This window comes from Okibacterium fritillariae (genome assembly GCF_052783725.1).
Genome location: NZ_CP199917.1, coordinates 808,744 through 822,899, shown reverse-complemented (window position 1 = coordinate 822,899; position 14,156 = coordinate 808,744). Strand labels below are relative to the sequence as shown.

13 protein-coding genes are annotated in these 14,156 nt (G+C 66.9%); 5 read left to right on the top strand and 8 right to left on the bottom strand.

Features of this window, described 5'->3' with window-relative positions; all coding sequences use genetic code 11:
• Nucleotides 1-18: 18 nt before the first annotated feature.
• Together ACUWEX_RS04005 and ACUWEX_RS04000 are read right to left on the bottom strand one after the other, a co-directional pair.
• Nucleotides 19-1,179 carry a cystathionine gamma-synthase gene (locus tag ACUWEX_RS04005; protein ID WP_445997190.1) on the bottom strand — a complete coding sequence of 387 codons (1,161 nt, stop codon included), beginning with the start codon at nucleotides 1,177-1,179 and terminating at the stop codon, nucleotides 19-21.
• A gap of 26 nt (nucleotides 1,180-1,205) precedes the next feature.
• Entirely contained in the window at nucleotides 1,206-2,570 is a 1,365-nt protein-coding gene (locus tag ACUWEX_RS04000; RefSeq protein WP_079727906.1) for a cystathionine beta-synthase, read from the bottom strand.
• A gap of 181 nt (nucleotides 2,571-2,751) precedes the next feature.
• Here ACUWEX_RS04000 and ACUWEX_RS03995 point away from each other — a divergent pair, with 181 nt between their 5' ends.
• From ACUWEX_RS03995 to ACUWEX_RS03980, 4 genes are all read left to right on the top strand, one after another.
• Nucleotides 2,752-4,023: an Nramp family divalent metal transporter gene (locus ACUWEX_RS03995; protein WP_445997189.1), complete on the top strand. Its 1,272-nt coding sequence runs from the start codon at nucleotides 2,752-2,754 to the stop codon at nucleotides 4,021-4,023.
• A gap of 142 nt (nucleotides 4,024-4,165) precedes the next feature.
• Nucleotides 4,166-4,879: a DUF3105 domain-containing protein gene (locus tag ACUWEX_RS03990; RefSeq protein ID WP_445997188.1), complete on the top strand. Its 714-nt coding sequence runs from the start codon at nucleotides 4,166-4,168 to the stop codon at nucleotides 4,877-4,879.
• Complete coding sequence (locus ACUWEX_RS03985) at nucleotides 4,879-5,691, top strand: DUF305 domain-containing protein (protein ID WP_445997187.1); 813 nt, start codon at nucleotides 4,879-4,881, stop codon at nucleotides 5,689-5,691. The genes ACUWEX_RS03990 and ACUWEX_RS03985 overlap by 1 nt, the downstream gene beginning before the upstream one ends.
• A gap of 62 nt (nucleotides 5,692-5,753) precedes the next feature.
• Nucleotides 5,754-5,945: a hypothetical protein gene (locus tag ACUWEX_RS03980; RefSeq protein ID WP_445997186.1), complete on the top strand. Its 192-nt coding sequence runs from the start codon at nucleotides 5,754-5,756 to the stop codon at nucleotides 5,943-5,945.
• A gap of 29 nt (nucleotides 5,946-5,974) precedes the next feature.
• Here ACUWEX_RS03980 and ACUWEX_RS03975 read toward each other — a convergent pair whose 3' ends face one another.
• The 6 genes from ACUWEX_RS03975 to ACUWEX_RS03950 all read right to left on the bottom strand — a co-directional run bounded on the left by ACUWEX_RS03975 (nucleotide 5,975) and on the right by ACUWEX_RS03950 (nucleotide 12,634).
• Entirely contained in the window at nucleotides 5,975-6,424 is a 450-nt protein-coding gene (locus ACUWEX_RS03975; protein ID WP_079726947.1) for a VOC family protein, read from the bottom strand.
• Nucleotides 6,425-6,530: 106 nt separating this feature from the next.
• Nucleotides 6,531-7,100 carry a sortase domain-containing protein gene (locus ACUWEX_RS03970; protein ID WP_445997185.1) on the bottom strand — a complete coding sequence of 190 codons (570 nt, stop codon included), beginning with the start codon at nucleotides 7,098-7,100 and terminating at the stop codon, nucleotides 6,531-6,533.
• A gap of 52 nt (nucleotides 7,101-7,152) precedes the next feature.
• On the bottom strand, nucleotides 7,153-8,997 hold the full coding sequence (locus ACUWEX_RS03965) for an ABC transporter ATP-binding protein (RefSeq protein WP_445997184.1): 1,845 nt from the start codon (nucleotides 8,995-8,997) through the stop codon (nucleotides 7,153-7,155).
• A 238-nt stretch (nucleotides 8,998-9,235) separates the two neighbouring features.
• Nucleotides 9,236-10,234 (bottom strand): carbohydrate ABC transporter permease, encoded by a 999-nt coding sequence (locus tag ACUWEX_RS03960; RefSeq protein WP_077053831.1) that lies wholly within the window; start codon nucleotides 10,232-10,234, stop codon nucleotides 9,236-9,238.
• Nucleotides 10,231-11,199 carry a carbohydrate ABC transporter permease gene (locus ACUWEX_RS03955; RefSeq protein WP_077053832.1) on the bottom strand — a complete coding sequence of 323 codons (969 nt, stop codon included), beginning with the start codon at nucleotides 11,197-11,199 and terminating at the stop codon, nucleotides 10,231-10,233. The genes ACUWEX_RS03960 and ACUWEX_RS03955 overlap by 4 nt, the downstream gene beginning before the upstream one ends.
• 82 nt (nucleotides 11,200-11,281) lie before the next feature.
• Nucleotides 11,282-12,634, bottom strand: a complete 1,353-nt coding sequence (locus ACUWEX_RS03950; RefSeq protein ID WP_079726943.1) for an ABC transporter substrate-binding protein — start codon at nucleotides 12,632-12,634, stop codon at nucleotides 11,282-11,284.
• Between the two features lie 378 nt (nucleotides 12,635-13,012).
• Between ACUWEX_RS03950 and ACUWEX_RS03945 the strand changes: the two genes are divergently transcribed.
• Nucleotides 13,013-14,026, top strand: a complete 1,014-nt coding sequence (locus tag ACUWEX_RS03945; protein ID WP_445997183.1) for a LacI family DNA-binding transcriptional regulator — start codon at nucleotides 13,013-13,015, stop codon at nucleotides 14,024-14,026.
• The last annotated feature ends 130 nt before the right edge of the window (nucleotides 14,027-14,156 follow it).

Below are 14,156 nucleotides of genomic sequence, written 5' to 3'. Positions count from 1 at the left end.
CTCCTGTCGAGCCCGCGGTTAGAGGGCCGCGAGCGCCTGCTTCACATCGGCGAGCAGGTCGTCGATGTCTTCGAGGCCGACCGAGAGTCGCACCACGTTCTCGGGCACGGCCAGCTCGGTGCCCTTGACCGACGCGTGCGTCATCTCGGACGGGTAGTTGACGAGCGATTCGACGCCCCCGAGCGACTCGGCGAGCTGGAACACCGAGGTGCTCTCGGCGAATTTGCGCGCCGCCGCTTCGCCGCCGCGCAGGCCGAGCGAGATCATGCCGCCGAAGGCGACCATCTGGCTGGCGGCCAGCTCGTGACCCGGGTGTGATTCGAGGCCCGGGTAGTACACGGTCTCGACAGCATCGTGCGTCGTCAGGTACTCGGCCAGGCGCTGCGCGTTCTCGGAGTGGCGCTGCATGCGCACCTGCAGGGTCTTGATGCCGCGCGTGGTCAGCCACGCGTCGAGCGGGCCCGAGACGGCTCCCGCGGCGAACTGCAGGAAACCGATCTTCTCGGCCAGCTCGGCGTCGGCGAAGACGAGCGCCCCGCCCACGACATCCGAGTGCCCGCCCAGGTATTTGGTGGTCGAGTGCACGACCACGTCGGCCCCGAGCGAGAGCGGCTGCTGCAGCGCCGGCGACGCGAACGTGTTGTCGACGACGACAGTCAGCCCGGCCTCGTGCCCGGCGTCGGCCAGGGCGCGGATGTCGGTGATCTTCATGAGCGGGTTGGACGGCGTCTCGACCCACAGCACGCGCGTCGAATCGGCCCGGATCGCGCCCGTCACGGCGTCGAGGTCGCTCAGGTCGACGACCGTGTGCTCGATGCCCCACGCGCCGAAGACGCGCGCGATGAGCCGGTAGGTGCCGCCGTAGGCGTCATTGCCGAGCACGACGTGGTCGCCGGGCTTCAGGATGCCGCGCAACAGCGCATCTTCGGCCGCGAGACCGGATGCGAACGACAGGGCGCGCACGCCTCCCTCGAGCGCGGCGAGCTGCTCCTCGAGGCCTGTGCGGGTGGGGTTGCCGCCGCGGCTGTACTCGTAGCCGCCACGCAGCCCGCCGATGCCGTCTTGCACGAACGTGGAGGTCAGGTAAAGCGGCGGGATGACGGCGCCCGTGGTGGGGTCGAAGTCTTGGCCGGCGTGGATGGCGCGCGTGGCGAAACCGTGGTCGTCGGTGGAAGTCATGCTGTTCTCCTCGAAATCAGGGGGCGCTACTCGCTGAGAAACGCGAGCAGGTCGTGCCGGGTGATGACGGCGGCGGGTTTGCCGTCGGCGCTCACGAGGAGCGCATCGGAATCTTTCAGGGCGGCGCGGGCGGCGGCGAACGACTCGTTCACGCCGATGAGCGGCAGGGCCGAACCCACGACCGAGCCCACCGAGTCGGTCATCTGCGCGTCGCCGGCGAAGACCTTCTCGAGCAGTCCGGCCTCGGACAGGGCGCCCACGACCTCGCCCATGACGACGGGCGGTTCGGCGCTCAGCACGGGCAGCTGCGAGATGCCGTACTCGGCCATGATCTGGATGGCGTCACGCACCGTGTCGCTCGGGTGCGCGTGCACGAGCGCGGGCAGGTCACCCGTCTTGGCGCGCACGACGTCGCCGACCGTGCGCTCGTCGGCCACATCGCTGAAGCCGTAGGACTGCAGCCACTTGTCGTTGAAGATCTTGCCGATGTAGCCGCGACCCGAGTCGGGCAGCAGCACGACCACGACGGCGGATGCGGGCAGGTCGCGGGCGGCCTCGAGGGCGGCGACCACGGCCATGCCGCTCGATCCGCCGACGAGCAGCCCCTCTTCGCGGGCGAGGCGGCGCGTCATGGCGAAGGACTGGGCGTCGCTCACGGCGATGACACGGTCGACCACGGTGGGGTCGTAGGCGGCGGGCCAGAAGTCCTCGCCGACGCCCTCGACCAGGTAGGGGCGCCCGGTGCCACCCGAGTAGACGGAGCCCTCGGGGTCGGCGCCGATGATCTCGACGTCGGTGCCCGCGACCTCGCGCAGGTAGCGGCCGGTGCCGGAGATGGTGCCGCCGGTGCCGACGCCCGCGACGAAGTGGGTGACGCGGCCATCCGTGTCTCGCCAGATCTCGGGACCGGTCGACTCGTAGTGGCTGAGCGGGCCGTTGGGGTTGGCGTATTGGTTGGGCTTGAAGGCGCCGGGGATCTCGCGGGCGAGGCGGTCGGAGACGCTGTAATAGGAGTCGGGATCGTCGGGCGCCACCGAGGTGGGCGTGACGATGACCTCGGCGCCGTAGGCCTTCAGCACGTTGCGCTTGTCTTCGCCGACCTTGTCGGGGCACACGAACACGCACTTATAGCCGCGCTGCTGGGCGACGAGGGCGAGGCCCACGCCCGTGTTGCCGCTCGTGGGCTCGACGATGGTGCCGCCCGGTTTCAGCAGGCCGTCGCGTTCGGCGGCGTCGATGATGCGCGTCGCGATGCGGTCTTTGGCGGACCCGCCGGGGTTCACGTATTCGATTTTGGCGAGCACGGTGGCGGCGATGCCCTCGGTGACCTTGTTCAGTTTGACCAGGGGGGTGTTTCCCACCAGGCCCAGGACGGTTTCTGCGTACTTCACGTCTGTCCTCACGATGTCGACGGGCCCGTTGTTCGGCACCCGGTGATCCATCGAGCCTAACCGCTTCTCCCGGGTTGTTACGGGCCGTGCCATCCCTTGCATCGTCTGCGCCTCCGCCGTAATGTTCGTTGAGACGAACTTTTACTTCCGTGTATACGTATGACATGATGAAAAGGATGCCGTGAGCCCGAGCACCCCCGCCACCCCGGCCCCTGCCACCCCGCGTCGGGCGCCCGACGTCGTGGGCCGCCGCATCCTGCCCCTGCTCGGCCCCGCGCTCGTCGCGGGCGTCGCCTACCTCGACCCGGGCAACGTCGCCAGCAACATGACGGCGGGCGCGCTCTTCGGCTACCTGCTGGTGTGGGTCGTGCTGCTCGCCAACACGATGGCGTGGCTCATCCAATATCTGTCGGCCAAACTGGGCATCGTCACGGGCAAGAGCCTGCCCGAGCTGCTCGGCGAGCGCATGAAACGGCCGTGGGCGCGCCGGGCCTATTGGGCGCAGGCCGAGCTCATCGCCATGGCCACCGACCTGGCCGAGGTCATCGGTGGCGCCATCGCCCTCAACCTGCTGTTCGGCCTCCCTCTTCTCTGGGGCGGCGTGATCACGGGCGCCGTTTCGCTCGTCGTGCTCGCCATCTCGCAGCGGCGCGGCGCCCGGGCCTTCGAACGCGTCATCACATCGTTCCTCGCCATCATCGTGGTGGGGTTCTGCTTCGGCATCGTCATCAGCCCGCCGGATGCCGCGGCCACCCTCGCGGGCGTCGTGCCGCGTTTCGAGGGCACCTCGTCGGTGCTGCTCGCCGCCTCCATCCTGGGCGCCACGATCATGCCGCACGCCATCTATGCGCACTCGGCACTCAGCCGCGACCGATTCGGGCTGGTGCGGGCGGGCGCCCGGCGACGACTCGTTCTGCGCGCCACCCGCGTCGACGTCACGATCGCGCTCGCCATCGCGGGCACGGTCAACCTCGTCATGCTTCTCGTCGCCGCGTCGACGCTGCAGGGCGTCGAGGGCACCGACACGTTGCAGGGAGCCCACGACGCGATCGGCGAGGCGATCGGCCCGGTCGCCGCCACGCTCTTCGCCATCGGCCTGCTCGCGTCGGGGCTGGCGTCGTCGTCGGTGGGCGCCTATGCCGGGTCCGAGATCATGGGCGGTCTGCTGCGCATCCGTGTGCCCCTGCTCTGGCGGCGCGTGATCACGCTCATCCCGGCTCTCCTCGTGCTGGGCTCGGGCATCGACCCGACCTGGGCGCTCGTGCTGAGCCAGGTGCTGCTGAGCTTCGGCATCCCGTTCGCGCTCATCCCGCTCGTGGCGCTGACCGCCAAACGTGAGGTGATGGGGGATGACGCCAACCGCCGCTTCACGACCGTGCTCGCCGTCGCGGCCGCCGTCTTCCTCGTGGTCTTGAACGTCGCCCTCATCGCGCTCACCGTGACGGGCGCGTAAGACCGCGTCGCTCGACACGCCGCGTTTCGGGGCGAAACGGTTACATTTGGCTGAGAATCATCTGCGGAAGGGCGACTCGGGGAAGAGCTGTCCACTGCCTCAGGTTTGACTTGATGCAATCGCATAGATCCGAGAGGCCCCCGTGACCCCCCAGAACCCCCCGACCGGCCCGTCCGGCGCCGGCCGCCCGAGCGGCAACCCCCAGAAGCAGCAGACCGTGAAGCAGCAGCGCGCCCAGCAGCGCGAGGCCAAGGTCGAGGCGTTCAAGAAGGAACGGGCCCGCAAGGCGCGCAACAAGAAGATCGGCATCGTGTCGGCCATCGTCGGCGGTGTCGCGATCATCGCGCTCGTCGTGTTCGCGGTCTCGACCACCATCCCCCGTTTCGCCACCTACGCGGGCGGCGGAAAGGGCGACACCAGCATCGAGGGCCTCGAGACCTTCACCAACACCAACAACCACACCGAAGACACGGTCGACTACGCGCAGACTCCCCCGGCCGGCGGCGACCACAACGCCATCTGGCTGAACTGCGGCATCTACACCGAGCCCGTCCCCAACGAGAACGCCGTGCACGTGCTCGAACACGGCGCCATCTGGGTGACCTACGACCCGTCGATGTCGGACGAAGACCTCGCGACGCTCAAGTCGAAGCTGCCGGCATCCTATGTCCTGCTGTCGCCCTTCGAGGGCCTCGACAGCGAGTTCGTGCTGAGCGCCTGGGATGCCCAGTTGAAGCTCGACGACGTGAACGACGCGCGCATCGCCGACTTCTTCACCGGCTACTGGAAGGGCGGCACCGCTCCCGAGATCGGCGCCCCGTGCTCCGGCGGGATCGACGCCCCCGGCAAGGTCTGATGACCGACACCCCCGACGCACGATCGGATGCCCCGCTGCCGCACGCCGCGGCCCGGGGCATCCGTCGGCGCACCGACGCTCGAGGCACGACCGACACCGAACCGACCGACGCCGAACTCGAGGCTTTCGAGGCCGCGCAACGCGCCCCGAAACCGCGCCTCCCCCGCTGGATGCTCGTGGTGGCCAGCATCCTCGTCATCGTCGTCGTCGGGATCGTCGCGTTCTCGGTGGGCCGCCTCTCGACCCTCGCCGACCCGACGCCCACCCAGAACTCGGCCGAAGCCGGATTCTCGCGGGACATGCAGCTGCACCACGACCAGGGCGTCGAACTCGCGTTCCTCATTCGCGACCGCTCTACCTCTGACGACATCCGCACGCTCGCCTATGACATCGCGTTCACGCAGGCCAACCAGTCGGGCCAGATGCTCGGCTGGCTGCAGAGCTGGGGTCTTCCGGCCGCCGCCAGTGAGCCATCCATGACGTGGATGACGCGCCCCACGCTCGAGGGAGCCAGCCACGCCCACGGCGGCACCTCGACCGATGCGGCCGCCCACGAACCCGGCGCCCCCATGCCCGGCCTCGCGACCCCGGCGCAGATCCAGCAGCTCACCGATGCGACGGGCACCGACGCCGAGAAGATCTTCCTGACGCTCATGATCGCGCACCACAAGGGCGCCATCGAGATGGCCGACGCGGTGCTCGAGCGCAGCATCAACACGGCCGTCACGAAGTTCGCTCGCGGCGTCGTCAACTCCCAGGAGTCCGAAATCGGCCTCATGGAGGACCTCCTCGCCAAGCGCGGCGGCGCGTAGCGAAATATCGCACATCGAATTCCGATACATTAACGGCCTCAGTCCATTAATGAGGAGAAACGATGTCGAAGCTGGTCTTCTGGAGTGTGTACATTGCACTTCTCGTGCTGACTCAGGTGCTCGCAGCACAGGTGGGCACTGGCGCCGATTGGTTGGTGCCCTTCCTCCTGACGGCACTCTTTCTCAGCAACGCGCCCGCCGCCGCACGGATGGCCGGGGTGGAGGATCCCTGGGGCGACAACAAGCGCACCTAGGTATTGGCCTCGCCTCAACGATCTCTTGCCTATTCGGGCGGGGTGGCGTCGGGGTATTTGGCGGCGATGGCGTCCCAGCCGCCGGTCTGCGCGAGCGGGTCCATCCAGGTGATCTCCCAATTGTGGCCGTCGGGGTCGGCGAAGGCGCGGGAGCGCATCCAGCCGTAGTCCTGGGACTGGCCCTCGGTGGCGCCGGCGGCGACCGCTTTGTCGACGACGGTGTCCACTTCTGCGGGCTCATCCACGCCGAGCGCGTTGATGACGGACGACGTCTTGCTCGGGTCGGCGATGGGCTTCGACATGAAACGCGCCCACATGCCGTGCGTGAGCAGCATGATGTAGATGCTGTCGCTCAGCTTGACGGAGGCGGCGTTCTCGTCGGTGAAGTTGGGGTCGAGCTCGAACCCGGCGGAGGTCCAGAAGCCCGACGAGCGGGTGAGGTCGCTCACGGGCAGATTGATGAAGACGTTGGACAACATTCGTGCCTCTCTGCGGCGCGAGTCTCGCGCGCAGCACCAGCTTCCTCGCGGGCTGCAGGTGCCGTCAAGAAACGCATCCGTTTCGCGGCGCGTCGGTGCGGGACGACTATTTCGGAGTCACCCGGTCGAGCACGCCGTAGACGATGATGCGCTCGGCGGTGGAGCGCAGCGGGTTGCAGGCCACGAACGTGATCGTGCCCGTGGTCGCGGGCGACTCGGAGCGGGGTGTCGGCCAGGTGACATCGATGGCGCTGGCCGAGACGTACTCGAGTGAGCGGAACTTGTAAACGATGTTGCTCGTGGCGGTCTCGACGAGGATCTCGTCGCCGACGACCAGCTCGTTGATGCGCAGCAGCGGCGCGTGATGCGACGTGCGGTGCCCCGCCAGCGCGAAGTTGCCGACCTCGCCGGCGGCCGCGGTGCCCGGAAAATGGCCGATGCGCGTGTTCAAGACGGTGCGTTCGCTGACACCCTCGCCGATCTCCTGGGCGTAGTCGCCGCCGAGGCGCGGAATGCGCAGGATGCCGATCGACCCGTTGCCGATGGCGGCGGTTTCGACGGCAGTCGTTTCGATGGCACCGACCGGGGCGGCGACAGTGAGCGGCACGACGGCGGCGGTCACGGCGAGCACGCCCAGGGCGAGCACCGCGCGTGCGGAACGGCGTGTGGCACGCATCCGATCACTCCCCCTCTGTCGTCTCAAGTGTAGGCAGCGCGCGGGGGCCGCGTCACGACATTTGTTGACGATAGAGCGATTCGTAGGTGCCGCCGGCGGCGATGAGCTCTGCGTGCGTGCCCTGTTCGACGATGTGACCGCCGTCGAGCACGAAGATGACGTCGGCGTTGACGATGGTCGAGAGGCGGTGCGCGATCGACACGGTGGTGCGGCCGTGCGCGGCGGCGTCGAGGGCCGTCTGCACGACGCGTTCCGAGATCGAGTCGAGCGCGCTCGTGGCCTCGTCGAGGATGAGCACCGCGGGGTCTTTCAGCAGAACGCGCGCGATGGCGATGCGCTGCTTCTCGCCGCCTGACAGGCGGTAGCCGCGCTCCCCGACGATGGTGTCGAACCGGTCGGGGAAACGAGCGATCGTCTCATAGATGTTGGCCGCGCGGGTGGCCGCCTCGAGCTCCTCGAGCGTGGCCTCCGGTTTGGCGTAGCGCAGATTGTCCGCGATCGAGGCATGGAAGAGATACGTCTCCTGGCTGACGACGCCGATGCGCGAGACGAGCGACTGCTGCGTCAGGTCACGCACATCCGTGTCACCGAAGAGGATGCGGCCATCCGACGCCTCTTGGAAGCGCGGGATGAGGTAGGAGATCGTCGTCTTGCCCGCGCCCGAGGGCCCCACGAATGCGGCGAACTGGCCGGGCTCGATGCTGAACGACACCCGGTCGAGCGTGGGCGCCGTCTCGGGCCCCGCATCGGGGTAGCGGAACGTGACGTCGTCGAAGCGGATCGCCGGATGCCGCACCTGCAGGTCGATGGCCCCGGGCTTGTCGGCGATCGACGGCTTCAGGTCGAGGTATTCGAAGATGCGGGCGAACAGCGCGCCCGAGGTCTGCAGGTCGAGGGCCACGCGCATGAGCCCGATGAGCGGGAACAGCAGTCGCGACTGCACGGTCGTGAACGCCACGATGGCGCCCGCCGTGATGTCGGTCGAACCACCCGTGACGAGCCATCCGGCCACCAGATAGACGATGGCGGGAATGGAGGAGAGGAAGATGCTCACGAGCGCGAAGAACCACTGCCCGCTCATGGCCTGCTGCACCTGCAGGCCGATCTGCGTGCGGTTCTCGCGGTCGTAGCGGTCGACCTCGGCCTGCTGGCGGTTGAAGCTTTTCGCGAGCAGCACCCCCGACACGCTCAGGGCCTCCTGCGTGATGGCCGTCATATCGCTCAGCGATTCCTGCGTCTTCGTCGCGATGCGCGCGCGCACCTGTCCCACCCGGCGCTGCGCGATGACGAGGAACGGCATGAGCACGAGTGCCACGATGGTGAGCTGCCAATTGATGATGAGCATGGCCACGAGGGCGGCGATCACGTTGACGGTGTTGCCGAGCACGCTCTGAATGGTGTTGGTGAGCACGCTGGCCACGCCGCCCACATCGTTTTGCAGGCGCGATTGGATGACGCCGGTCTTCGTGCGCGTGAAGAACCCGAGTTCCATCGACTGCAGTTTGGTGAAGAGCGTCACGCGCAGGTCGCCCATGACCGTGTTGCCGACCGTGGCCGTGAGGTAGGTCTGCCAGACGCCCACGAGTGCCGCGACGATGTAGATCACGATCATGAGGCCGACGATTTCGGCAAGCGCTGTCAGGTTGGGGCCGCCGTCGGGCGGAAAGAGCCCCACGTCGAAGGCCTGCTCGACGAGCAGCGGCGGGATCACCGTGAGGGCCGCACCGACGAGCACGAGCGCGACCGTGAGCGTGATGCGCGTGCGGTGCGGGGCGAACAGCTCCATGATGCGCCGAAAGAGATTCGGGATGCGGGGTGCCTCGGCGTTTGCGGCGCGCTGGGCCTCTTCGTCGGCCCCGCCGACACGCCTGCCACCCGGGCCCCCACGCATACTCATCCCCTCACCTTACGCCGCGAAAACACCGGTCCCGTGCGGTCGGCGGGCCCTCGCGACAGGCGCCGGTGCACGCTATAAGAGGGCTCGTGCGGGCCGCGCTGCGCGACGCATCGCGAGGCACGCTGTGAGCCACATTGCGAGACTCATCATGAGCGCTGCGACACGGAAACGGCGAACCGCCCCGAGCGAGTGCCTGAGGCATCCGTTCGGGGCGGTTCGTGACGAAGGAAGGTTCGGGTCAGCCCTTCGTCGAACCGGCCAGCAGACCGCGCACGAAGTAGCGCTGCAGGCTGAAGAACACGATGAGCGGAACGACGAGCGAGACGAACGCGGCGGCCGTGAGTCGCTGCCAGTCTTGCCCTCGGGTTCCCGACAGCTCGGCCAGGCGTTGCGTCAGCGGGGCCACGTCTTGCGTGCCTCCCGAGAAGATCAACGCCACCAAGAGGTCGTTCCAGACCCACAGGAACTGGAAGATCGCGAACGACGCGATGGCCGGCAGGGCCAACGGCAACACGATGCGGAAGAAGATCTGGCTGTGCGTGGCACCGTCGACGCGCGCGGCCTCGATGACCTCGCCCGGGATCTCGGCGATGAAGTTGTGCAGCAGGAAGATCGCCAGCGGCAGCGCGAAGATCGTGTGCGCCACCCACACGGGCAGGTAGTTCTGCTCGGGGATCATCGGGATCGCGTCGTGCAGACCCGCCTGGATGGGCCGCAGCACCGCGGTGAACATCTGCAGCAGGGGCAGCAGAGCCATCTGGATGGGGATGATCTGCAGCGCGAACACGAGGATGAACAGCGCGTTCGAACCCTTGAACTTGATCCAGGCGAACGCGTAGGCCGCCATGCACGCGATCACGAGTGGGAACACGGTGGCCGGGATGGCGATGGCCAGCGAGTTGACGAAGTAGGCGCCCAGCTGCGGCGACGACTGCGAGGCCGAGAACAGCACCTCCGAGTAGTTGTCGAACGTGAAGCCCGGGTTCTGGAAGATCGTCCACCAGCCGTTCGACTGGATCTCTTCGGCCGGTCGGAACGACGAGACGAAGAGGCCGAAGGTGGGGATGGTCCAGACGATCGCGATGATCAGGGCGACGACCGTGGCGCTGCGCGACGTGAGACGCTTCTTGACGCGGCCGGCCTTGGTGGGCTGCTCTTCGAGCTCTTCGCCACGACGCAGGCGGCGGGCCGTCTTCTCGTCGGTGGCCACTTCGATCGGGGTCGGTGTGACGCTCATCGGATCTCCCTCTGCTTCCGCATCGTGCGCACGTTGTAGATGACGATCGGCATGACGAGCAGGAACAGGATGAGCGCGAGTGCGGCGCCACGTCCCTGCTCACCGGCGCGGAACGCCTGGGTGTACATCTCGTTGGCCACCACACTGGTGTTGAAGTTTCCGCCCGTCATCGTGCGGACGATGTCGAAGACCTTCAGGGTGGCGATGGAGATGGTGGTCACGACGACGACGAGCGAGCCGCGGATGCCGGGCAGAACCACGTTGCGGAACCGCTGCCATCCGTTGGTGCCGTCGAGCTGCGCGGCCTCGAGCTGCTCCACGGGAACGGCCTTGATGGCTGCCGACAGGATCACCATGGCGAAACCGGTTTGGATCCAGATCATGACGACGATCAGCAGGAACGTGTTGATGGGCGACGACTGCAGCCACTGCACGGGGGCCCCGCCGAACCAGACGACGATCTGGTTGAGCAGACCGATCTGTTCGCGGCCTTCGCCGCGGTAGTCGTAGACGAAGCGCCAGATGATTCCGGCGCCGACGAACGAGATGGCCATGGGCATGAAGACCAGTGCCTTGTAGATCTTCTCGCCGCGGGCCTTGTCGATGAAGTAGGCGTAGGCCAGACCGATGGATGTCGCGAGCAGCGGCACCAGGATGACCCAGATGACCGTGTTGCCGAGCGTGACGAGCGTCGAGGGCTGCGTGAACATCCAGACGAAGTTGTCGAGGGTCCACTCGCCCGAGTTGTTCTGGAACGCGAGGAGGCTCGTGCGGAACGCGGGGTAGATCAGTCCGGCGATGATGAGGACGGCGGTGGGGAGGAGGAATCCGGCCAACTGCCAGTAGTCGCGGCCGCGCTTCGGGGCGCGGTCGAGGAAGAACAGGAGAAGACCGATCACGGCGGCGAAGATGGCGAGGCCACCCACCACTTGGAGGATCTTTCCGATGAGATCAGCACTGGTCATAGCTCAGCACCCTTCATTCGTCGGTGAATTGAACGGAGTGGGCCCGCCTCTCGGCGAGCCCACCCCGGGTGTTCGGGTGTTGTTAGCTGGAGGGCCAGCTGTTTTCGATGAAGTCGACCGTGGTCTTGGTGTCCTGGCCACCGACCCAGGCGACGATGCCCTTCCAGAAGGAGTCGGTGCCGACGGCACCGGGCATCAGGTCAGAACCGTCGAAGCGGAACGTGGTGTTCTCGTCCTGGAGGAGCTTGACGCTGTCCTGCAGCAACTCGCTCGAGGCGACCGAGGCGTCGAGGCCCTTGTTGGCGCTGATGACACCGCCGAGCTTCACGCGGTTGTTGGCCCAGGTGTCGCTCGAGAGGTAGGCGCGCACGGCGTCGATCTCTTTGCTCTCCTTGAAGGCTCCGACGAACTCGCCACCACCGGTGACGACCTTGTCGTCGCTGGCTTCGGTGCCGGGCAGGAGGAAGGCGTAGACGTCGCCGTCAGAGGAGACCTTGGTGCCTTCGGGCCAGAAGCCCTCGTAGAACGAGGCCTGGTGGTGCAGCGAGCAGGTTCCGTCGAGGATCGGCAGGCCGGCGTCGCCGAACTCGGTCGAGATGACCGAGGCCACGTCGCCGAGGCCACCGTTCACGTAGTCGGGGTTCTTGATGATCTCGCCGACCGAGTCGAAGGCCTCGACGATGGCGGGGTCGTTGAAGGGGATCTCGTGCTTGACCCACTTGTCGTAGGTATCGGGGCCGGCCTGGCGCAGGACGTAGTCCTCGATCCAGTCCGTTCCCGGCCAACCGGTGGCGTCACCGGAACCGAGTCCGACGCACCAGGGCTTGTGGTCGCCCTCGTCGGCGATCTTCTTCGTCAGCGTGTTGAGCTCGTCGAGCGTCTTCGGGATCTCGTAGCCCTTGTCCTTGAACTCCGTCGGGGAGTACCAGACGTAGCCCTTGATGCTGGCCATGAGGGGCGCGGCGTAGAACGTGCCGTCGCTGCCGGTGCCGTAGCCCTTCCAGTCTTCAGACCAGAACTCGTCGACGTTTGCTTCTACCTCTTTCGTGGCGGGCTTCAGGAAGCCGCCGTCGACGAGGCGGTTGAACAGACCGGGCTGCGGGATGATGCCCAGGTCGGGCGCGTTGCCGGCCTCGGCGAGCACCGAGATCTGCGATTCGAACTCTTTGGTGCCCTGGTAGTTGACCGTGATGCCGGTGCAGGTCTGGAAGTCTTTCCAGGATTCGACGAGGCGGTCGGCCTCGGCGTCTTGGATCGTGCCGCCGATCGACACCTCGGGGCTGCCCTCGAAGGTGCCGTAGGCATCGTAGGCCGAGCAGTCGGTGTTCTCTTTGTCGCCAGCTGCGATGTCACCGGTACAACCGGTGAGGGCCAGGCCGACGATTCCAGCGGCTGCGAGCGGAAGAAGTGCTCGGCGATAGCGCTTGGGACTCATCTCATATCTCCTCATTGAGTGTGGTGCATTCGGGATTGCTGCAGGGTGAAATCCGCGATCGCAGTTCGTTGGAACGAGCCGCATCATTGCGTGCCGCACCCCCGGAAGGATGTCGGCGATTTCGTCGTGCGTAGCTGCCGTCTGGAACAGGTCGGGCCCTGTTAGGGAACCGGTTCCATGCGTCAAGCTACGGCATCGTCGGGGGTATTACAAGCACAGATTGGTAACGAATACGGCGATGATCGCGCTCTCACGATTTCTTGCCCTAGCGTACACGATGGGCGGCAGGCATCCGCAAGTCGGGAATTTGTGTAACCGGTTCCACGGGTCGAATTTTGCCGCTACGCTAACCCAGGACACCCAATGGAGGGAGGCGACATGGCCGGTGCAATCGCGGATGTCGCCGCACTCGCGGGCGTGTCGAAGGCCACGGCGTCCAGGGCGCTGTCAGGAAAAGGTTACGTTTCCCCCGAGACGCGCCAGCGTGTCGTGCAGGCTGCCAGCACCATCGGATATGTCGCTTCCCCCAACGCTGCGAGCCTCGTCACGGGGCACACCAAGAACGTGGGCGTCGTCATCCCCTATATCGGCCGATGGTTCTTCGGGCAGATCCTCGAGGGCATCGAGCAGCAGCTGCTGGCGCGCGGCTACGATATGACGCTCTACACGCTCGAGCCGTTCAGTCCGGCGCGCGACCGCGTCTTCGACTTCTTCCTGGCGCGCAAACGGTTCGACGGCGTCATCGCCGTGAACATCCAGCCGGCGGGCGACGAGCTCGAGCGCTTGCATCGACTCGGCATCCCGCTCGTCGGAATCGGAGGACCCCTCGAAGGCATTCCCACGATCGCCATCGACGATGAGCGCGTCGCGGCCCTGGCCACCGAGCACCTGATCCGGCTCGGGCACCAGCGCATCGCGCACATCGGCGGCAGCCTGGCCGAACAGCTCGACTTCTCGGTGCACGGCGAGCGCCTGGCCGGGTATCGCGCGGCTCTGGCCGATGCGGGTCTGGCCGAAGCCGACCAGTTCGTGCCCACGCAGCTCAGCGTGCCGGGCGGCTACGAGGCGGCCGTGCAGCTGTTGAGCGACCCGGCGAACCGCCCGACCGCCATCTTCGCGGCCAGCGACGAGGTCGCCATCGGCACCATCATCGCGGCGCGGCGTATGGGCATCGCGGTGCCGACCGACCTCTCGGTCATCGGCATCGACGGGCACGATTACGCCGAGCTGTTCTCGCTGACGACCGTGGAACAGCATCCGCGCGAGCAGGGTGTGATCGCTGCCGACATGATTCTCGCGGGCATCGACGGCGAGACGGCCGAACCGGGCGTGCGCGATCTGCCGACGCGGCTCGTGATGCGTTCGAGCACGGGACGGCCCACTCCGGCCTAGAGTTCGACTGGTCGAATTCGCCTCTTGTCTGCGCCTTCGCTTTACGGATATCGTCAGCCGCAGAAGCGCAGTCCTCCTGGTAGGGCAGTAGTGGGGGGAACATTCGCGCTGAGGACAGCCCGCTCATCGG